Origin of the sequence: Marinobacter sp. M-5, assembly GCF_032911545.1 — a bacterium.
Lineage (GTDB): Bacteria > Pseudomonadota > Gammaproteobacteria > Pseudomonadales > Oleiphilaceae > Marinobacter > Marinobacter goseongensis.
This window is the reverse complement of record NZ_JAWJEK010000003.1, coordinates 40,865-60,045: the sequence shown is the minus strand read 5'-3', so window position 1 is coordinate 60,045 and position 19,181 is coordinate 40,865. Positions and strand designations below refer to the sequence as shown.

At 58.6% G+C, this 19,181-nt stretch carries 15 protein-coding genes and 1 tRNA gene; 14 read left to right on the top strand and 2 right to left on the bottom strand.

The features are described from left to right. Positions 1-7 precede the first annotated feature (7 nt). Together fixJ and R0125_RS13380 are read left to right on the top strand one after the other, a co-directional pair. On the top strand, positions 8-634 hold the full coding sequence (gene fixJ / locus R0125_RS13385) for a response regulator FixJ (protein ID WP_317238516.1): 627 nt from the start codon (positions 8-10) through the stop codon (positions 632-634). A 44-nt stretch (positions 635-678) separates the two neighbouring features. After that, a complete protein-coding gene (locus tag R0125_RS13380) occupies positions 679-2,244 on the top strand; it encodes a response regulator (RefSeq protein WP_317238515.1) in 1,566 nt (521 codons plus the stop codon). Here the strand turns inward: R0125_RS13380 and R0125_RS13375 are convergent. After that, complete coding sequence (locus tag R0125_RS13375) at positions 2,241-3,113, bottom strand: MaoC family dehydratase (protein WP_317238514.1); 873 nt, start codon at positions 3,111-3,113, stop codon at positions 2,241-2,243. The two genes, R0125_RS13380 and R0125_RS13375, sit on opposite strands and share 4 nt — an antisense overlap. 232 nt (positions 3,114-3,345) lie before the next feature. On the opposite strand from R0125_RS13375, the gene R0125_RS13370 reads away from it, so the two are divergent. Continuing rightward, positions 3,346-4,377: an AraC family transcriptional regulator gene (locus tag R0125_RS13370; protein WP_317238513.1), complete on the top strand. Its 1,032-nt coding sequence runs from the start codon at positions 3,346-3,348 to the stop codon at positions 4,375-4,377. A 168-nt stretch (positions 4,378-4,545) separates the two neighbouring features. Further along, a tRNA-Asp gene (locus R0125_RS13365) sits at positions 4,546-4,622 on the top strand. A 46-nt stretch (positions 4,623-4,668) separates the two neighbouring features. Here the strand turns inward: R0125_RS13365 and R0125_RS13360 are convergent. Beyond that, positions 4,669-5,733, bottom strand: coding sequence for an AraC family transcriptional regulator (locus R0125_RS13360; RefSeq protein ID WP_410797659.1), 1,065 nt, complete (start codon positions 5,731-5,733; stop codon positions 4,669-4,671). Positions 5,734-5,907: 174 nt separating this feature from the next. Here R0125_RS13360 and R0125_RS13355 point away from each other — a divergent pair, with 174 nt between their 5' ends. From R0125_RS13355 to R0125_RS13310, 10 genes are all read left to right on the top strand, one after another. Continuing rightward, positions 5,908-7,977, top strand: a complete 2,070-nt coding sequence (locus R0125_RS13355; RefSeq protein WP_317238512.1) for an NADPH-dependent 2,4-dienoyl-CoA reductase — start codon at positions 5,908-5,910, stop codon at positions 7,975-7,977. A 209-nt stretch (positions 7,978-8,186) separates the two neighbouring features. Then, positions 8,187-9,425, top strand: a complete 1,239-nt coding sequence (locus tag R0125_RS13350; RefSeq protein WP_317238511.1) for a DNA repair protein — start codon at positions 8,187-8,189, stop codon at positions 9,423-9,425. Positions 9,426-9,548: 123 nt separating this feature from the next. Beyond that, entirely contained in the window at positions 9,549-10,433 is an 885-nt protein-coding gene (locus R0125_RS13345) for an NAD(+) kinase (protein WP_248184814.1), read from the top strand. 2 nt (positions 10,434-10,435) lie between these two features. Further along, entirely contained in the window at positions 10,436-11,449 is a 1,014-nt protein-coding gene (locus tag R0125_RS13340) for a metallophosphoesterase (RefSeq protein ID WP_248184815.1), read from the top strand. 3 nt (positions 11,450-11,452) lie between these two features. Continuing rightward, positions 11,453-12,313: a rhomboid family intramembrane serine protease gene (locus tag R0125_RS13335; RefSeq protein ID WP_317238510.1), complete on the top strand. Its 861-nt coding sequence runs from the start codon at positions 11,453-11,455 to the stop codon at positions 12,311-12,313. 177 nt (positions 12,314-12,490) lie between these two features. Continuing rightward, the gene (locus R0125_RS13330) at positions 12,491-12,781 is read left to right on the top strand and encodes a YeaC family protein (RefSeq protein WP_248184817.1); all 291 of its coding nucleotides are present in this window, start codon (positions 12,491-12,493) and stop codon (positions 12,779-12,781) included. Beyond that, positions 12,778-13,620 carry a DUF2797 domain-containing protein gene (locus R0125_RS13325; RefSeq protein ID WP_317238509.1) on the top strand — a complete coding sequence of 281 codons (843 nt, stop codon included), beginning with the start codon at positions 12,778-12,780 and terminating at the stop codon, positions 13,618-13,620. Before R0125_RS13330 ends, R0125_RS13325 begins: the two co-directional genes overlap by 4 nt. 72 nt (positions 13,621-13,692) lie before the next feature. Further along, entirely contained in the window at positions 13,693-16,335 is a 2,643-nt protein-coding gene (pepN, locus tag R0125_RS13320) for an aminopeptidase N (RefSeq protein ID WP_248184819.1), read from the top strand. 142 nt (positions 16,336-16,477) lie between these two features. After that, the gene (locus R0125_RS13315) at positions 16,478-17,866 is read left to right on the top strand and encodes a DUF1329 domain-containing protein (RefSeq protein ID WP_248184820.1); all 1,389 of its coding nucleotides are present in this window, start codon (positions 16,478-16,480) and stop codon (positions 17,864-17,866) included. A gap of 202 nt (positions 17,867-18,068) precedes the next feature. After that, positions 18,069-19,163, top strand: a complete 1,095-nt coding sequence (locus tag R0125_RS13310; protein WP_248184821.1) for a WD40/YVTN/BNR-like repeat-containing protein — start codon at positions 18,069-18,071, stop codon at positions 19,161-19,163. Positions 19,164-19,181: the final 18 nt, after the last annotated feature.

The following is a 19,181-nucleotide window of genomic DNA, read 5'->3' as shown; positions in this document are numbered from 1 at the left end:
AGTGCACATGACTGATATCCAGCAATCCGTTTACGTGGTCGAGGATGACGAGGCCGTTCGGGATTCCCTCGAATTGCTGCTGAAGTCCGATGGCAAGCCAGTAAAAACCTATGAGAATGCGACCGCGTTCCTCGGAGACTATTCCGAGAAGATGGCCGGCTGCATTGTGCTGGATATCCGCATGCCGGGCATGGACGGCATGGAGCTTCAGAAAAAGCTCAATGAAAAGCACTCCATTCTGCCCATCATCTTTGTGACGGGTCACGGCGACGTGCCCATGGCGGTCGATGCAATGAAAGAAGGGGCCGTGGATTTCATCCAGAAACCCTATCGGGAAGAGGCGTTGCTGGAAAAGATAGAGGCGGCGTTGGAGCAGGATCTGGAGCAGCGCAAGTCGCTGGATGAGAAACAGGAAATTATCAAACGCATCAAGAGCCTTACCCCGCGTGAGCATGAGATTATGGATCGCATGATTGCCGGTCAGGCCAACAAGGTGATCGCCATCGAGCTGGAGATCAGCCAGCGTACCGTCGAGATTCACCGCTCCCGGGTGATGCACAAGATGGGCACCCACTCCCTCGCGCATCTGGTTCGTATGGTCCTGTCCGTAAAGGACCTTATCGACGCCCGTTGATTCGGCCGGCATGATACGGATAATTTTCCAACCGGCCCTTTTATATGACTGCAGTTGTCAGCGAGACTGAAGAGACAACGGTTCTTCTGGTGGATGACAATCCCCAGAACCTGAAAGTGCTCTATGAAACCCTGAAAGACAAAGGTTATCGCCTGCTGATTGCAAACGATGGCGAAAAGGCCCTGGATCTGGCGCATCGTCACCAGCCGGAGGTGATCCTGCTGGACATCATGATGCCGGAACTGGACGGCTATCAGGTGTGTCAGCGTCTGAAGGCCGACCCCGTGACCTCCGACAGCGCCGTGGTGTTCCTCTCTGCGCTGGACGATGTCCAGGCCAAGGTCAAAGGTTTTTCACTTGGCGGCGCCGATTACATCTCCAAGCCTTTCCAGGCCCAGGAAGTCATTGCCCGGGTCAAGACCCACGCCCGCGTTATCCGCCTTGAAAGAGAGCTGCAGGCCCGCAACCGTCAGCTCGAGAACGATCAGGCCCGCATTCTGAATGCCATCAGCGAAGGGATCTACGGGCTCGATGCGGGCGGCAACATCGTGTTTGCCAACCCGGCCGCGGCACTCATCATGCGCAGCCCGGTCGAGGAACTGATTGGCCGAAACTTCTTCAAATTGCATATGGCGACCAGCGGTGACGAGTTTGCGCTTTTGCCGGTGCAGGCCACCTGCCAGCAGGGTGTGGCTGAAAACCAGCGTGACATTGCTCTGCTGCGGGCGGACGGCAGCTCGTTTCCGGCCGAGTACCGCTCTACCCCAAAACTGGAAGGGGACACCCTGTACGGCGCGGTGGTGGTGTTCCGGGATATTACCACCGAGCTGGAGAACGAGCAGGAGCTGGATGCCGCCAGAGAGCTGGTGCAGGAACAACGTGATCAGCTGGCCCACGCGTCGCGGCTGTCCACCATGGGGGAAATGGCTGCGGGATTTGCCCATGAAGTCAATCAGCCGCTGACTGCGATCACTAATTACGCCCGCGTTGCCAAACGCATGACGGCGAAAGACACCCTTGACCGGGAGCTGCTGCAGGAAACCCTCGACAAAATCGAGGCTCAGTCCCATCGCGCCAGTGAGATCATCCGCCGCATCCGCCGGTTCATGAAAAAACCGGCGACGGGCAAAGAGGTGCTGTCGGTTCCGGCGCTGCTGGAAGACACCCGCCAGTTTGCGGAAGTGGATATGCGCAATAACGAAGGTGGCATTGAGGTCACGGTGGACGACAGCCTGCCTGAGGTGCTGGCGGATCCGATCCAGGTCCAGCAGGTGGCCCTCAACCTGATCCGTAACGCCCTGGAGTCAACCCGCGGCACGGGGTCATCCGTTCCGGTGGAGGTGTCTGCGGCCCTGTGTGGCAGCGGCTGTGTGCGCATTGAGGTGCGCGACCACGGTACCGGATTGCCGGAGGGCGCTGAGGACAAGTTGTTCCTGCCGTTCTACACCACCAAGCAGGACGGTATGGGCATTGGGCTGTCGATGTGCCGCTCGCTGATCCAGGCGCAGGGTGGTGACATCGGCTTCGAGCGCCCCGAGGATGGCGGCGCCCGTTTCTATTTCACTTTACCCGTTGCCGGTGCTGTCGCCAACGCCTGCCGGGCTGACTAGCCCCAGCTCACCTCACCGGTCAGGTGAGGTGCATCCCCTTTCGCATTCAGCAATTGATAATCCCAGTTTCCGGAGCCGGCTTGCCAGTTCAGTTGAGCAGTGCCTGGCAGGAACAGGGGTTTCTTGAATTGGCAGCTGGCCGTCACATTGGTGCCGTTCCAGCCCGGCTGTTGTTCCAGGCAGGCCAGGGCCCGTGCCTTACTCCACATGCCGTGGGCGATAGCGCGGGGAAATCCAAAGGCCTTGGCCGTCAGCGCGTGTAGGTGAATCGGATTGCGGTCACCGGAAACGCCGGCGTACTGGCGGCCGATGAATTCCGGTGCCTTGATGTTCACGGTATTGGGAAAGCGTTGCAGTTCGGGCGGCTGGCCTGTACCGGATGAACCGCCGGCTTGGGGCTGGCGGAACAGAGTGGTGCTGTTTTCTTCCCACACCAGCCTGCCGGCGGACCGCGCCTCGGTGATCAGATCAAATTCCAGTCCCTTCGAGCCCTGTTTCTGGCCGCCCAGGCGCACATCAATATCCAGCGTTTCGCCAATGCCGATGGGACGGTGCTGGGTGATGGTGTTGCGCAGGTGCACCAGTCCCAGTAAGGGCAGGGGAAAGGTCTTTTCGGTCAACAGTTTCAGGTGCAGCGGGAATGCCAGGATGTGCGGCCAGGTGATGGGCACGCTGGTCTGCGACGAAAAGCCGCACACTTTGCGATAGCGGTCGAGGTTATCGTTGGCTGTGCTGACACCCACCAGCCGCGCCCGCAGGTCGGGAATGACGATGTCGGAGCCGGCACTCTGCCCCTTTGGCAGAACGGCCTTGCCATACAGTGACCAGAGCGAGGGGGGGGTGTTCTGATAGATCGAGATATCCGGCATGGTATTGAAACTCCAACACGTTGAAACAGTTATAGGGCGTTTGGTGACTGAAAAGCGAGGACGTTTTACATATTCTGGTACAACTGTGCGCGCGTGGCCTGATATGCTTTAATATGAGACCAAAGTCTCAAAGTCTGGCAAACCCGGCCAGATCCGACATTGACTTGGCTCACAGCGGAGAGTGTCCGATGGGCCAAGGCGTTATCCAAACACAACTATAAAGCGGGATGTTATGCAGGAACTTCGTGACGCAGGAGTGATGTTACGTCTGATCTACGAGGCGATGAAAAGGAAAGGTATCGACACGCATGCGATATTCAGCCGTTTGGGTGTTGACGAAAATTACGTATACACCGATCAGTTAAGAACCCCCCATAGCGCTCAGGTCTACTTCTGGCAAGCCGTCGAGGATGTATCCCGTGACCCTGACATCGGATTGCATCTGGGGCAGCTGCTCCCTGCCTACAAAGGGCAGGTGCTTGAGTATCTGTTTCTGAGCAGTCCCACCTTTGGTGAAGGTCTGCGCCGGGCACAGAACTATCAGCGTCTGCTCAGCGATGCCGCCAACACCGATTTTTTCATCGAAGGCGATGAGGCCTGCATGGTGCTGGACGCCGCCTCCGAGGTAATCAGCCGGCTGAGGCACTTCAACGAGTGTTTCGTGCAGGGCATTATTATTTTCTTCAAATCGATCACCAACGATCAGTTTGGGCCATCCCGCATTGAGTTTGAACATGAACGTGAAGCCGGTCATGAACATGTGGAGGAGATTCTCGGCTGTAAGGTGGTGTTCGGCGCCGAGGAAAACCGCCTGTACTTCCCCGTCGAGATGCTTTCCCACGCCTCGCCCCATGCCGAGCCCGAGCTGCTGGACCTGCATGAACGTTTTGCCAGTGAGCAGGTTGCCCGGCTCGAGAAAAAAGACATCGTTGGCCAGGTCGAACGTATCGTGGCGGAGCTGCTGGATAGCGGTGAGGTCACGCTGGATGCGGTGGCCGAAAGGCTGGGCATCAAGCCCCGCACGTTGCGCACCCGTTTGACCGAAGCCGAGACCAGCTTCAACCAGGTGCTTGCCGATTTCCGCTACCGCCTGGCGCGGCAGCTGCTGGCCACGACCGATGAGTCCATTGACGAGATCGTCTATCTGACGGGGTTTTCAGAGCCCAGCACCTTCTATCGTGCATTCAAGCGCTGGTCCGGCATGACGCCGATCGAATACCGCAAAACCGCACAGGGCAAGGACGCGATGGTTGATGCCATGTAATTGGGTCAACGTCTGTGAAGTTTTTTCGGAAAAAGCGTTGACATAAACGGGGGCGTCTTTATAATGCGCCCTCGTTGTCACCAAGCAGTCAGGCCCCTGATTGTGGTGGATGGAAGAGCTTGATCTTAAACGAGAAAGCGGTTGCATCCTGAAGGTGATGGCTCACGCGGAGCGGTAGTTCAGCTGGTTAGAATACCGGCCTGTCACGCCGGGGGTCGCGGGTTCGAGTCCCGTCCGCTCCGCCATTTTTCCTTCTCTCTGAATTCCGATTCTCTCCCTGTTCCTTATTCTCTAGCGTATCCCTTTGCGCGTCTGTTCCTCATGAAACTGTTTTCTGTGCTCGCCCGGGCTGATGCCGAACCATCGTTTGTAAGCCTTGTGGAATGCCGCCGGGTTGGCAAAGCCGAGAAGCCAGGCGATCTCGGCCAGTGCGTTTCGGGTTTCCCGGATGTAGTCGCCGGCCAGATCTTTGCGGGTATCGTCCAACAGCTCCCTGAATCCCGTATGCTCCTCCGCCAGTTGCCGCTGTAGCGTCCATGGGGAGGTGCCCAGCCGTGTGGCCACGGTGTCCAGTGAGGGCGTGGTGCCCTGCAGCAAGGGCATGAGCAGATCCCGTACCCGGTCCCCGGTGGTCCAGCCGCCGCGTATACGTGTCAGCGCCTCGTCGCATTGCCGGGTGAGTGACGCGTACATGGCAGGCTGGGCTTGTCGCGACGGCAGCGACCCGACGCCCGGAGCCAGGATCAACTGGTTATGACGGGCGCCAAACTGCACCGGGCAGGCGAACCAGGCTTCGAATGCGTCATCGAGGCCGATGGACGGGTACTCGATGGTTACCCGCTCCAGCGCCCGATGTTCACCGCTGATAATGCGCACAAAGCGGGTCCAGGCTGCCAGAACAGAATCCACCACGAAATAATTGAACACATTGTAGGGACGAATGGAGTAGAAGTGCGCCTGCTCGCCGTTTCCCGTGGTGCTGGCTGCGCCGCGGCTGTTGCGGCTGGTCAGCAGGCTGTAGCGAATCAGGGTGGCAAGGGCGCCTGCTGTGGTGGGTGCGCATTGCGCGGCCAGTCCGGCGATGCCTGCATCCACTGGCCGCGTCAGCTCACCCATGGTCAGGCCTATCGCCCGGTTGCCAGTCAGTTCGATGGCTGCCTGCCCGAGCCGCATGAATCGCGGAATGCTGATGCGGGCATCGGGAGAGGTGAGGGTCTCACTGGTCAGACCGAATCGCTCCATCAAGGCGGCAGCATCATGCCCCTCTTCGGCAATGGCCCGCATGAGCACGGAGACATAGAGCACGCTGATGTCGCCGAGTGAATTTCGAGGCTTTCTGCCGGCCTGGTTCATCATGGTGTGTATGGATGCCTTTGTCTTACATGTTATCCAGGGATAATAAAATGTAATTCAGGGATATTGTTCAAAGCAAGGGGCATCGGTAATTTAGAGACACCAACAAGACAGGCGCCGGCGACATGACCGGCTACCGAGATTTCCTGACCACGGTGTTCCCCGAGGAGAGAGACAATGACCGCAGCATCAACACCCGGCATGACCAAGTACCCGAATCTGCTGGAGCCGCTGGATCTGGGCTTTACCCGCCTGCGTAACCGGACCCTGATGGGCTCCATGCACACCGGTCTGGAGGAAGCCAAAAACGGCTTCGACCGGTTGGCCGCTTTCTATGCCGAGCGCGCACGCGGCGGTGCGGGGCTGATTGTGACCGGGGGCATTGCGCCCAACGAAGAGGGTGGTGTGTTTCAGCACGCGGCGAAAATGACCAACGAAGAGGAATCGGACCGGCACAAGGTCATTACCAAAGCCGTTCATGACGCCGATGGCAAAATCTGTATGCAGATTCTCCATGCCGGTCGCTATGCCTATTCGCCATCCCTGGTCGCACCGTCAGCGATTCAGGCACCGATCAATCCGTTCACGCCCAGGGAACTGGACGAAGCCGGCATCGAGAAACAGATTCAGGCTTACGCAGACTGCGCCGCCCTGGCCCAGCGGGCCGGCTACGACGGCGTGGAAATCATGGGCTCGGAAGGCTATTTCATCAACCAGTTCATTGTCTCCCACACCAACCACCGCACCGATGGCTGGGGTGGCAGTTACGAGAATCGAATTCGTCTGCCCATCGAGATTGTGCGTCGTGTCCGTGAGCGGGTCGGGGCCAATTTCATTCTGGTGTACCGTCTGTCCATGCTGGACCTGATTGAAGATGGCAGCACCTGGGATGAAGTGGTTCACCTGGCAAAAGAAATCGAGAAGGCCGGCGCGACCATCATCAACACCGGGATCGGCTGGCACGAAGCGCGGGTTCCGACCATCGCCACCTCGGTTCCGCGGGGCGCGTTCAGCAAGGTCACTGCGCGCCTGAAAGGCGAGGTGTCAATTCCGCTGGTCACCACCAACCGTATCAACATGCCGGATGTGGCCGAAAAGATTCTGGCGGACGGCGACGCCGATATGGTGTCCATGGCGCGCCCATTCCTGGCGGATGCGGATCTGGTGCTGAAGGCCGCTCAGGACCGGGCTGACGAGATCAACACCTGCATCGGCTGCAACCAGGCCTGCCTGGACCATACCTTCAGTGGCAAGCTGACGTCCTGCCTGGTCAACCCCCGTGCCTGTCACGAAACCGAGTTGACCTACGTGAAAACCGCGGCGCCGAAGAACATCGCCGTTGTCGGTGCCGGTCCTGCCGGTCTGGCCTTCGCCACCGTGGCAGCGGAGCGTGGTCATCAGGTGACCCTGTTCGATGCGGGCAGCGAGATTGGCGGTCAGTTCAACGTTGCCAAGCGTATTCCCGGCAAGGAAGAATTTTATGAAACCCTGCGCTATTTTCGCGTCATGCTGGACAAGCACGGCGTGGACGTTCGCTTGAATACGCGAGTTGATGCCGAGGAATTGAAGACCAGCGGTTTTGAGCATGTGGTGCTGGCTACCGGTGTGATGCCGCGCATCCCGGAAATAGAGGGTGTGGATCACCCCAAGGTGATCGGCTACCTGGATGCCTTGCTGGAGCGTAAGCCGGTCGGCCAGCGGGTTGCGGTCATCGGAGCCGGTGGTATCGGTTTTGATGTGTCCGAATTCATTGTCCACAAAGGCTCCTCGGCGGCCCTGGATCCGGACCACTTCATGCGGGAGTGGGGCGTTGATCTCAGTGTTGAGCACCGCGGCGGCATTCAGGGCGTGACGCCGGAATTACCGGAGCCGGCCCGTGAGGTGTATCTGCTGCAGCGCAAGGCGTCGAAAGTCGGTAAAAATCTGGGTAAGACCACGGGCTGGATTCACCGCACCTCGCTCAAGAACCGGCAGGTTCAGATGATGCCCGGCGTGACGTATCGCAAGATTGATGATCAGGGCCTGCACATTACGGTTACTCCCAAGGGCGCAGAGCAGGGCGAAGACAGACTGCTGCCGGTGGATACCATCATCCTCTGTGCCGGTCAGGAGCCGCTGCGAGAGCTGCAACAGGGTCTGGAGTCGGCCGGGCTTGCGGTTCACCTGATCGGAGGTGCGGATGTGGCGGCAGAGCTGGACGCCAAACGTGCCATCGATCAGGGCAGTCGTCTCGCCGCGGAGATCTGATCACAAAACGTTTCAGTTTTTCGCTGTCCCCCGCCGTCAGTCTCGCTAGACTATGATGGTTAGAGCAGTCAGATAATAAAATCTGGCCCGAGACCCTGCAGGGTCCGGGCCGGGTTGCTGGCACCCATGTTCGCGGCGTACCGTTCAGATGGAACAGTCTGGGGTGCCGGGCGTTCTGGTGTCAGGTTTGAACGAGCGGGGAGTCAACGATGGTATCTGCCGACCAGGCAAGTGATGGTTATTCGGCGGTGTTTTTCATGGATGGCAGCAACGTGTCGCGGCAAATGCGGGCGACAGAGTTTGGTGCTTTTCTGGACGGTTATGTCGGGCTTTCAGACCTGGCGGAAACCGACGTCAGGGCGGTGTTGGTAAACCTTGGGGGCGATCTTCTGGTCCGCTCGCTGGTGTTTTTCCGGATTTACTTTGACGAGGAAGGCCGCGCCGATAGCCATTGGAATATCCCCATCGAAAAACTGGCTCTGGTGGGCGCCAAGGGGCCTGACATGGGGGCCGGCCCTATCCGCCTCGTATGTCGCAGCCAATGTCCGGATCCCGCTGTAGCGCCAGAGCTCTGGGATCCGGATATGACTCCGGGCAGCAATACCTTTCAATTCATCCGCAAGGCGATTGAGGCTAACAGTCTCAAGTTCCGCAAGGTTGAGCCCGCACAGGAAGAACAGATTCCCACCCTGGCCGCCGAGCCACCGCAGGCAGAGACTGCAGATCGGGCCCGCCTGGCCCAGCTGATTCGTGAGCAGCGGCTGCGCATCAAGACGCTGCAGAGTGTGCACCGGGATTCACTGGCTGATATCCAGCGCGAGCATCGCCTGGAAATGCAGGCGCTGCGCAGCGAGATGTCGGCGCTTGAGCAGAAATATGAGCGCCAGCGGTTGAGCAATGAGCAGTTGAAGACGCGCCTGGCTGAGCGTAACGAGCAGTACCTCACCATGCAGGAGCAGATTGCCCGTAACGCAGAGCAGGATGTTCGGCAGGACGCCAACAGCGATGCAGAAATGGTTCTGATCCGGGAGCAATTGGAGCGCAAAAAGCGGGAGCTGGAGGTCAGGGACGAAAAGATCGTGGCTCTCGAGCAGGAAAACTATGACCTCCGGCACCAGGAGCCGGTAGAGAACTCGGTGATGGAGCAGCTGCAGCGGCAGTCGGTTTTCCTGGTGGCGTATCACGCCGGGGTGGGGCACCTGACTCTGCCGTACGAGGATATTGAAACCTACTTTCGCAATCCGGTGGCTTACGCCGCCGAGCGGTGTGGTCTCAACGAACCCGCCTATCGCGAATGGCTCGAGCATTACGAAAACCCGGTGTGCCTGCATCCGGGCGACGACGGCGAGCCCTGTGGCGAGCCGGTGATGCGCGTAAGCCAGCCGGCGGATTTCCAGGCGGGTACCGACGACCGCTGTGAAAAACACCGTGAGCCGGTCACAGCCTGAACGGATTTGTCCTCCAGACTGAGTCTTTTTTCAGATTCCCGGTAACTTTCGTTAAACTGTCCCGAGACGGTCACCGGCGTTGCGTTATTGGCCGGCTCCATTCCCGACACCACAGGAAGCTACATGGATCAATTCAGGAATATCGGCGTCATTGGCCGTATGGGCAGCGTCAAAGTGGTCGAATCCCTGCGCCAGCTCAAGCAATACCTGGTCAACAATAATTATCACGTCATTATCGAGGAAGACACCGCCAGTATGTTGCCGGGCCATGGACTCCAGGTGGCAAGCAAGAAACTGCTGGGTGAAATCTGTGATCTGGTTATTGTCGTTGGGGGTGATGGCAGCCTGCTGGGCGCCGCGCGTGAGCTGGCAAAATCCAAAATCCCCTTGCTCGGCGTGAATCGTGGTCGCCTGGGCTTTCTGACGGACATTTCGCCCTCTGACCTGGAAGAGCGTCTGGGCCAGGTGCTGCAGGGAGAGTTCATCGAGGAAACCCGGTTTCTGCTGGATGGCAATGTGGAGCGTAACGGCCAGCCCCTGGGCTTTGGTACAGCGCTCAACGATGTGGTGTTGCACCCTGGTAAATCGACACGGATGATCGGGTTCGACCTGTTTATCGACGGGCATTTTGTATACAGCCAGCGCTCGGACGGATTGATTGTATCGACACCGACCGGTTCCACCGCCTACTCGCTCTCGGCGGGCGGCCCTATCATGCACCCCAAGCTGGACGCGGTTGTACTGGTTCCCATGTTCCCCCACACTCTCAGCAGCCGTCCGATCGTGGTCGACGGTAAAAGCGAGATCAAGCTGGTGATCGGCGAAACCAACGAAACCTACCCCCAGATCAGTTTCGACGGACAGATGAACATTGCCTGTGCGCCCGGTGACATCATCCGTATCACCAAAAAGCCGTTCAAGATCCGCCTGATCCATCCGGTTGATCACAATTTTTACGCCACATGCCGCGATAAGCTGGGCTGGGCCAGTGAGATTGCAGCGAGTTGAGCATGCCAGTACAGGGAAACGCCGCGAGTCGCGGCTACGACATTATTGGTGATATCCACGGATGCGGCCACACACTGACCCGACTACTGGATCAGATGGGCTACCGCAAGATCAACGGTGTTTACCAGCACCCGAAGCGGCAGGCGATTTTCATTGGCGACATCATCGATCGCGGCCCGCGCATCCGTGAGGCGCTGCACCTCGTTCGGGACATGGTAGAGCATGGGTCGGCGCGCATTGTCATGGGTAACCACGAATACAACGCGTTGGGCTATTGCACTCGCGCCCGCCCCGGCAGCGGCCGGAAGTGGCTGCGTGAACACAATGCCCGCCATGACCGTCTGATCCGGGAAACCCTTGAGCAGTTTGATCATTACCCCCATGAGTGGAATGAATTTCTTGAATGGTTCTACACCATCCCTCTGTTTATCGAAGAGGACGGGTTTCGGGTGGTGCACGCATGCTGGGACGGCGATCTGATTGAAAAATTCAAGCAATCCCAGGGCGGTGCCTGCATTGATGAGGACTTTCTGCACGCCTCGTCGGCCATTGAGTCGTTTGCCGGCCAGGTCATGGATACGCTGCTGCGGGGAACGGATCTGCGCCTGCCCGAAGGGGTAAAGATTACGGGTAAAGACGGCTATGTGCGGGAGTTCTTCCGCACCAAGTTCTGGGCAGACAACCCGCAGACCTACGCTGACGTTGTGTTCCAGCCGGACCCGCTGCCGCCGGAAGTGGCACGCATGAAACTGACCGACGAGGAGCGCAAACAGCTGATTTCCTACCCCGCAGGGGAGCCACCGGTGTTTGTCGGTCATTACTGGATGGACAGCAGCCCGGCACCCCTCAAGGCCAATGTCGCCTGTATCGATTACAGCGCCGTAAAATATGGCCGGTTAGTGGCCTATCGCATGGATGGTGAACGTACGTTGTCCAAAGACAAGTTCGTGTGGGTGGATGTGGATCGACCGGAGCGGTCGGATTACCCCACCAGCGAAGACAGCGTGGCGAGGTAGCCGGTGTATCGTGTCAAACAGTTGGATGCCAGCCTGGACCTGGCGGGTTTCAGTCAGTGGTTGCGGGAGCAGGGGGTAGGCCACCGCATTACCGAAGAGGGCGGGTTCCAGGTGCTCTGGCTGGAAAACCCTGATCATACCGACCCGGTGCTGGAGGCGCTGGATCGCTTCCTCTCCGAGCCAGAGGTGCAGCAAGCGGTCAACGCGACCAGCCAGTCTCCGGTTTTTGTGGCTGGCCGATGGCAGCCGTCACCCCGCCATGCACCGCTGGTGCTGGCGATGATCGTGATCGCCGCGACAGTGGCCTGGGTCACGGATATGGGGCGCAGTCAGCTGTCCACTGTGCTGATGATGGTGGATCCCCAGAACTTTGCCTGGAACACCCTGTCAGCAAGGGTAGAGGCGCTCAGAGAAACGCTGACCGCAGGCCAGGTCTGGCGCCTGATTTCGCCGGATTTTCTGCATTTCAGCTGGACCCACATCATTTTCAATTCGGTGATGCTCTGGTTCCTCGGCAGCCAGGTTGAATGGTTTGATGGCAAGGCTCGGCTGCTGGTGTTGGTTGTGTTTGCCAGCCTGGTCTCTAACGGCTTGCAGTATTTCGTGTCCGGGCCGCTGTTTGGCGGCCTGTCGGGCGTGGTCTACGGCATTCTCGGGTATTGCTGGCTCAGCCAGCGCCGGCTGCCACGATTCCAGTTTCCGCCCGCGCTGGTGACGTTCGCCGTGGTTTGGATGGTGATCGGATTTACACCGTTGCCGGAAATGCTCGGGTTGGGTCGCATGGCCAATGAGGCTCACCTGGGCGGGTTTATTGCCGGGCTGGCACTGGCGGTCACGATGCCTGTACGCCGCCCCGCACGATAACGACGGCAAAAAAAAGCCCCGCCAAAAGGCGAGGCATGAAAAGAGCTTAAAGCTCCTGATGAGAGAGACCAAATGAATACGACCTTCGTCATTTGGTGCAATAATGATAATGGTTATCATTTATATCTGTCAACCGGTTGCATATAATTTTTCTGGGCACGCCCACAGGAGGCCAAGATGACCTATGAAGAACTGATCGAACGGCTGGACCCGACGGTTTACGCCAACCTGCGGCGTTCACTCGAGCTCGGCAAGTGGCCCGACGGCCGCAAGCTGACCCCCGAGCAGCGGGAGATCAGTCTGGAGGCGGTGATTTATTACGAGAACCTCCACAACATTCCCGAAACTGAGCGCACCGGCTACCTGGACCGCGGCCGCAAAGCCGGAACGGCCTGTGACCCGTCGGTGAAACAGAGCTCGAGTCAGGCCGCGGTGGATCCGTCACAGTTCGTTGAGGTCAAATCTTGAGCCCACTGGTGGATGTCAGTGGCCGGTTGCGGAAAATGCCTGCAGAGGCGGGTAAACCGGTGGATTACGTGGTCCGCGTTGGAGATACCCGGGTTCCGCTCAACGAGTTGATTGGCCACCCGGTGCAGATCGATTATGACGGTGTCATTCGCTGTATCCACTGTGACCGCAAGACTAAGAAGAGTTTCAGTCAGGGCTACTGCTATCCCTGCTTCCGGAAACTGGCGGCTTGCGACACCTGTATCATGAGTCCGGAGAAGTGCCACTACCATGAGGGCACCTGTCGTGAGCCCGAATGGGGCGAGACCCATTGTATGGTGGAACATGTGGTCTATCTGGCAAACTCGTCAGGATTGAAAGTCGGGATTACCCGCGGCTCCCAGGTGCCCACCCGATGGATCGACCAGGGCGCGGTGGATGCCATTCCGATGCTGAGGGTCGCCACGCGGCAACTGGCGGGATTTGTTGAGGTCGCCTGCAAACAGCATGTGGCAGACCGCACCAACTGGCGCGCTATGCTCAAAGGCGACGTCGCCGATCTGGACCTGGCCGCAGAGCGTGAACGTCTGCTGGCGCTGATTGTCGATGATCTGGCGCAGTTGAGAGCGGCCCACGGCGAGGATGCCTTGCGGACAACAGACGAGCCGGCACTGGGTCTCAGTTACCCGGTTGAGGTCTGGCCGCAGAAGATCAAAACCCATAATCTCGACAAGGCGCCGTCGGCAGAAGGCGTTCTTGAGGGGATCAAGGGGCAGTACCTGATGCTCGATACCGGTGTGATCAATATCCGCAAGTACACCGGCTACGACGTGCGCTTCCGGGTATTTCCCAAGTCCTGACCCCCGTCACTACCGATCGGGCGAGAGCATCGTGTATCCGTGCCGCCCGCAACGAATTTCTGGAGACAGCGAATGCGTACCAGCCAGCCACAGACCATTTATCTGAACGACTATCGCGTGCCGGCCTTTCTGGTGGACCACGTCGACCTCCGCTTCGAGCTGTTCGAGGACGGTGCCCGCGTGCACAGCGTGTTGTCCCTGCGACGTAACCCGGACTCGGGTGACCGCTCGGGCGCGCTTGAGCTGGATGGTGACAGCTTGAGGCTGGAATCCGTGGCCCTCAACGGCACCCCCCTGAGCGCCGGGCAATACGAGGATCTCGGTGATCGGTTGGTGGTGGCAGGCGTCCCGGAGGCGTTCGAGCTGGCGGTGGTGACCTGGATCGAGCCCCAGAACAACACCCGTCTTGAGGGGCTGTACAAGTCGTCCGGTATGTTCTGCACCCAGTGTGAGGCCGAGGGATTTCGTTGCATTACCTATTTTCCGGACCGGCCCGATGTGATGGCCCGCTTCCGCACGCGGATTGAGGCCGACAAGACCGCCTATCCGATTTTGCTCTCGAACGGCAATGACACCGAGCAGGGGGATCTGGCCGACGGTCGTCATTATGTGACCTGGGAAGATCCGTTCCCGAAACCCTGCTATCTGTTCGCCCTGGTGGCCGGCAATCTGGTGGAAAAACGCGACACTTTCACCACCGTATCGGATCGGGCTATTGACCTGCGCATGTACGTAGAACCCCGCAACGCCGAGAAATGCGACTACGCGATGGATTCCCTGAAGCGCTCCATGCGTTGGGATGAGCAGGTCTATGGACGTGAGTACGATCTGGACATTTTCATGATCGTTGCCGTGGATGACTTCAATATGGGGGCGATGGAGAATAAGGGGCTGAATATTTTCAACTCCTCCTGCGTGCTGGCCAGCCAGGACACTGCAACCGATCTGGCGTTCCAGCGCATCGAGGCAATCGTCGCTCATGAGTACTTCCACAACTGGTCCGGCAATCGGGTGACCTGTCGCGACTGGTTCCAGCTCAGTCTGAAAGAAGGTTTCACTGTATTCCGGGATTCCCAGTTCTCCTCCGACATGGGGTCGCCCACCGTCAAGCGCATCGAGGATGTTACGCTGCTCAGAACGGCTCAGTTCGCCGAGGATGGCGGTCCCATGGCGCATCCGGTGCGCCCCGCCTCCTATATGGAGATTTCCAACTTCTACACGCTGACGATCTATGAGAAAGGCGCGGAAGTGGTGCGCATGATCCACACCCTGTTGGGGCCGGACCTGTTCCGTAAGGGCAGTGATCTGTATTTTGACCGGCATGACGGCCAGGCCGTCACCACCGACGATTTTGTGACAGCGATGGAGGACGCCAGTGGGCGTGATCTCTCCCAGTTCCGATTGTGGTATGAACAGGCCGGCACACCCGTACTTGACGTCAGTGACCATTACGACGACGAGGGCGGTACCTACAGCCTGACCATTACGCAGAACATTCCCGACACTCCGGGGCAGAAAGGCAAGAAGCCCCAGCACATACCTTTTGCCCTCGGACTGCTCGACAGCCAGGGCGGGGACATGGCGCTGAATCTGGCCGGTGAGGGCGGTGAGGCTCCGGCGGAACGGGTGCTGGATCTGACAGAAGCCAGCCACACGTTCGAATTCACCGGCGTTTCAGAGCGCCCGGTGCCCTCGTTGCTGCGACAGTTTTCCGCACCGGTGCGGGTTGTCTACCCCTGGACCCGGGAGCAATTGCTGTTCCTGATGAGCCACGATACGGACGGGTTCAATCGCTGGGATGCCGGTCAGCGGCTGGCGGTTGACGTAATCCAGTCATTGGTTGGGGCTCCCGCCGATGCGGAGATAGAGCCCAGGCTGGCAGCCGCTTATCGCCAGCTGCTGTCGGATGAATCTCTGGATCAGGCGTTGGTAGCCAAGATGATGCAGCTGCCGTCAGAGGCCTATCTGATCGAACTGGCAAACAGTCCGGACGTGCAGGCCATTCACCAGGCGCGGGAGCGCGTGCTCGGCCATTTGGCTGGCGCACTGCGGCCGGATTTGCTCAACTGTTATCAGCGGCACGGCGCTAAAGGCGACTACGGTCTGTCTCCGCAAGAGGTTGCCGGGCGCAGCCTTCGCAATACCGCGTTGGCGTGGCTGCTTCATATTGACGACAAAGAGGGGCGGGACCTGGCCATCCGGCAGTTCGGTGAAGCAGATAATATGACCGACCGGCTCGGTGCGCTGCGCGCGCTGGTGAATTCAGGCTTTGTCAGTGAGCGTGAGCAGGCCCTGGAACAGTTCTATCAGCGCTATTCAGAGGATCCGCAGGTGGTGGAGCAGTGGTTCTCAGTGCAGGCCTCGAATCCAGCTACCGGCAACCTCGAGCAGATTCGTCAGCTGATGACTCACGACGCGTTTGACTGGAAAAACCCCAATAAGGTTCGCTCGGTGATTGGCGTGTTTGCCGGCCAGAACCTCGCGTCGTTCCATGCCGCTGACGGTTCCGGCTATCGGTTCCTGGCGGAACAGGTGACGCGTCTTGATGACAGCAACCCGCAGATCGCCGCTCGTCTGGTTTCTCCACTGACTCGCTGGAGGAAATTCGCACCGGTTCACGGCGACCAGATGAAAACAGCGCTGGAGCTGATCCGCGACAAAACCGGCCTCTCACGTGACGTCTATGAGGTGGTTCACAAGAGTCTGGCGGGCTGAGGGAGCAACCCGGATACAAAATCGCACTTTCGGTCGATAGACAATATTGGCCAATCGTCTACTCTGTGAAATAGTCGGTAAACCATGAAACGACAATAAAAAGGTCCTTCGAAGGGCCTCCAGACGGAATTAAGGTTTTAAAATGAGATATAACAAGAACTTCATTTTGGGCAGTCTGTTTGCATTTTCAGTGGCCTCGTCTCCCGCCATGGCCGCAGTCTCCTCCGCCGAAGCTTCGCGGCTGGGGCAGGATCTGACCCCCTTCGGCTCTGTCAAGGCGGGCAACGACGCCGGGACGATTCCGGCGTGGGACGGTGGCCTGACGACGCCGCCGTCCGGTTACGACGGCAGCGGCCAACACCACATCAATCCGTTCCCCGAAGACGAAGTTCTGTTTACCATCAATGCTGCCAACGTGGATCAGTACAGCGAATTCCTGACTGACGGCGTGAGAGCGTTGATTGACACCTATCCCACAACGTTCAACATCCCGGTTTATAAAAGCCGTCGCACGCACGCGGTGCCGGACTGGGTTGCGGGGAATACCCGTGAAAACGCGGTCAACGCCGAGATCGTAGGCCGTGGTGAGGGCCTTGACGGGGCCTTCGGTGGCTACCCGTTCCCGATCCTGCACGGCGGAAATGAAGAAAAGGCGTGGCAGGCTATCTGGAATCATCTCACCCGCTGGCGCGGCGTGAACGTGACCCGTCGGTCCAGTGAGGTCGCTGTTCAGACCGACGGCGATTATTCGCTGGTAACCTCTCAGCAGGAAGCTTTTTTCAACTTCTACAATCCGGAAGGCAGCGAAAAGGATCTGGACAACGTCATATTCTATTATCTGTCGTTCACCCAGTCGCCGCCCCGTCTGGCCGGCGGTGCCATCCTGATTCACGAAACCCTGAACCAGATCATCAATCCCCGTAACGGCTGGGGCTACAATGCCGGCCAGCGTCGGGTGCGTCGTGCGCCGAACCTTGGTTACGATTCGCCGATTGCTGCCGCCGATAATCTGCGTACGGCAGATGACACCGATATTTTCAACGGAGCTCTCGACCGCTACAACTGGGACTATGAGGGCATGCGGGAACTGTACATTCCGTACAATAACTACCGTATCGGTGAAAAAGGTACTTCATATTCCGAGATTCTCGGTATCTCCCACGTCAACCCGGACCTGACCCGCTGGGAGCTGCATCGCGTTCACGTTGTGGAAGCGACGCTCAAAGACGGGGAACGTCACATCTACGGCAAGCGTCGTTTCTACATCGACGCAGACAGCTGGAATATCGTTCTGGTCGATCAGTACGACGGTCGCGGCGAACTATGGCGCGTCACCATGGGCCTGCCAAAGAACTATTATGAACTGCCGGGCGTCTGGACGGTACTGGATGTGTACCATGACCTGCAGGCACGTCGTTACCATGTCTTGGGTCTTGATACCGAAGAGCCCAATACCCGGGTTTTTACAGACGAGACCCCCAACAAACGCTACTTCTCGCCGGCGTCCCTGCGCCGTCGGAGTGTTCGCTGAGGCAATCTTGCCCCGCGGACAATGTCCTCGCCCAAAGGGCGTGGCGAACCGATCTGCCGGTAACCGAAAGGTTGCCGGCATGTTTATGAAGCTGGCCGGTTTCCGGCACCAGAGAGACACTGTCCAAAACAACATATAGGCAATCTGAATGGCTACAAGGTTGATGTGCAAGACTCTGGGTGCGGCGTGTCTTGGAGTATCCATGGCATTGTCCGCCCCCTCGGTGTTTGCGCTTGCAGATATCATCGAAACCCCATCCCGGCCGACGCTGCTGGCACCGGAATCACTGCTCAACGATGTGACCAGGGCCGGTGACCGGCTGGTGGCCACCGGAGAGCGGGGCCACATCATTTTTTCCGATGATGAAGGTCAGACCTGGGTGCAGGGGCAGGTTCCCGTATCAGTCACCATGACTGGCATCGACTTCGGCACAGATGAGCACGGCTGGGCCGTCGGCCACAGTGGTGTGGTGCTGCACTCTTCCGACCAGGGGAAAACCTGGGAGCTGCAACTCACTGGTATTGAGGCTGCCGAGCTTGCGATCGAAAGCAAGCAGCAACAGATTGCCGAGATGGAAGAGCGGATCGAAGAGGCGCCTGAGGAAGAGAAGGGCGATCTTGAGTGGGCGCTGGACGACCTCTTCTTTGCGGTCGAAAACATGGAAGCCGATCTGGATATTGGTCCGGTGAATCCGTTTCTGGATGTCTGGTTCGAGGACGACAGCCACGGATTTGTGATCGGTGCCTACGGCATGATCCTGCGCACCACTGACGGTGGCGAGAGCTGGCAGGACATGTCGGCTGAGATCGAGAACGATCAGAACTTCCACCTGAACAGCATTACGCAGATTACCGGCGGTGCCCTGGTTATCGTGGGCGAAGCTGGCCAGATTCATGTCTCGACAGATGGCGGGGACACCTGGGAGCGTCGCGAGAGCCCTTATCCAGGCTCCCTGTTCGGTGTCATCGGAACCGGCCAGGTGAACGAGGTTCTTGCCTTCGGACTGCGTGGCAACATGATGCGTTCTACCGATCTGGGGCGCTCCTGGAACATGATCACCAACGAGGCTGGCGCAACATTGATGAGTGGCTCTGTGGCCGAAGACGGGCGCATTACGCTAGTGGGTAACGGTGGCGTTGTGCTGATGAGTACGAACGGCGGCGAATCGTTTCGCCCGTATTTCCGCAATGATCGGGAAAGCGTGATGGGTGTGGTTCCGACATCTGGGACAGACCTGCTCCTGGTTGGTGAAGGTGGGGTCAAATTCACCGATGCCCGTGGCAAGAACCTTCAATAACGCCCTGATGCGGCAACA

Excerpts from the sequence above, each read along its gene's own strand:
- R0125_RS13360 (WP_410797659.1), bottom strand. The coding sequence starts at position 5,733 with ATGATGAACCAGGCCGGCAGAAAGCCTCGAAATTCACTCGGCGACATC.
- R0125_RS13340 (WP_248184815.1), top strand. The coding sequence starts at position 10,436 with ATGCCAGTACAGGGAAACGCCGCGAGTCGCGGCTACGACATTATTGGT.
- R0125_RS13315 (WP_248184820.1), top strand. The coding sequence starts at position 16,478 with ATGAGATATAACAAGAACTTCATTTTGGGCAGTCTGTTTGCATTTTCA.
- R0125_RS13355 (WP_317238512.1), top strand. The coding sequence starts at position 5,908 with ATGACCGCAGCATCAACACCCGGCATGACCAAGTACCCGAATCTGCTG.
- R0125_RS13310 (WP_248184821.1), top strand. The coding sequence starts at position 18,069 with ATGGCATTGTCCGCCCCCTCGGTGTTTGCGCTTGCAGATATCATCGAA.
- R0125_RS13330 (WP_248184817.1), top strand. The coding sequence starts at position 12,491 with ATGACCTATGAAGAACTGATCGAACGGCTGGACCCGACGGTTTACGCC.
- R0125_RS13370 (WP_317238513.1), top strand. The coding sequence starts at position 3,346 with ATGCAGGAACTTCGTGACGCAGGAGTGATGTTACGTCTGATCTACGAG.
- R0125_RS13345 (WP_248184814.1), top strand. The coding sequence starts at position 9,549 with ATGGATCAATTCAGGAATATCGGCGTCATTGGCCGTATGGGCAGCGTC.
- R0125_RS13350 (WP_317238511.1), top strand. The coding sequence starts at position 8,187 with ATGGTATCTGCCGACCAGGCAAGTGATGGTTATTCGGCGGTGTTTTTC.
- R0125_RS13375 (WP_317238514.1), bottom strand. The coding sequence starts at position 3,113 with ATGCCGGATATCTCGATCTATCAGAACACCCCCCCCTCGCTCTGGTCA.
- pepN (WP_248184819.1), top strand. The coding sequence starts at position 13,693 with ATGCGTACCAGCCAGCCACAGACCATTTATCTGAACGACTATCGCGTG.
- R0125_RS13380 (WP_317238515.1), top strand. The coding sequence starts at position 679 with ATGACTGCAGTTGTCAGCGAGACTGAAGAGACAACGGTTCTTCTGGTG.
- fixJ (WP_317238516.1), top strand. The coding sequence starts at position 8 with ATGACTGATATCCAGCAATCCGTTTACGTGGTCGAGGATGACGAGGCC.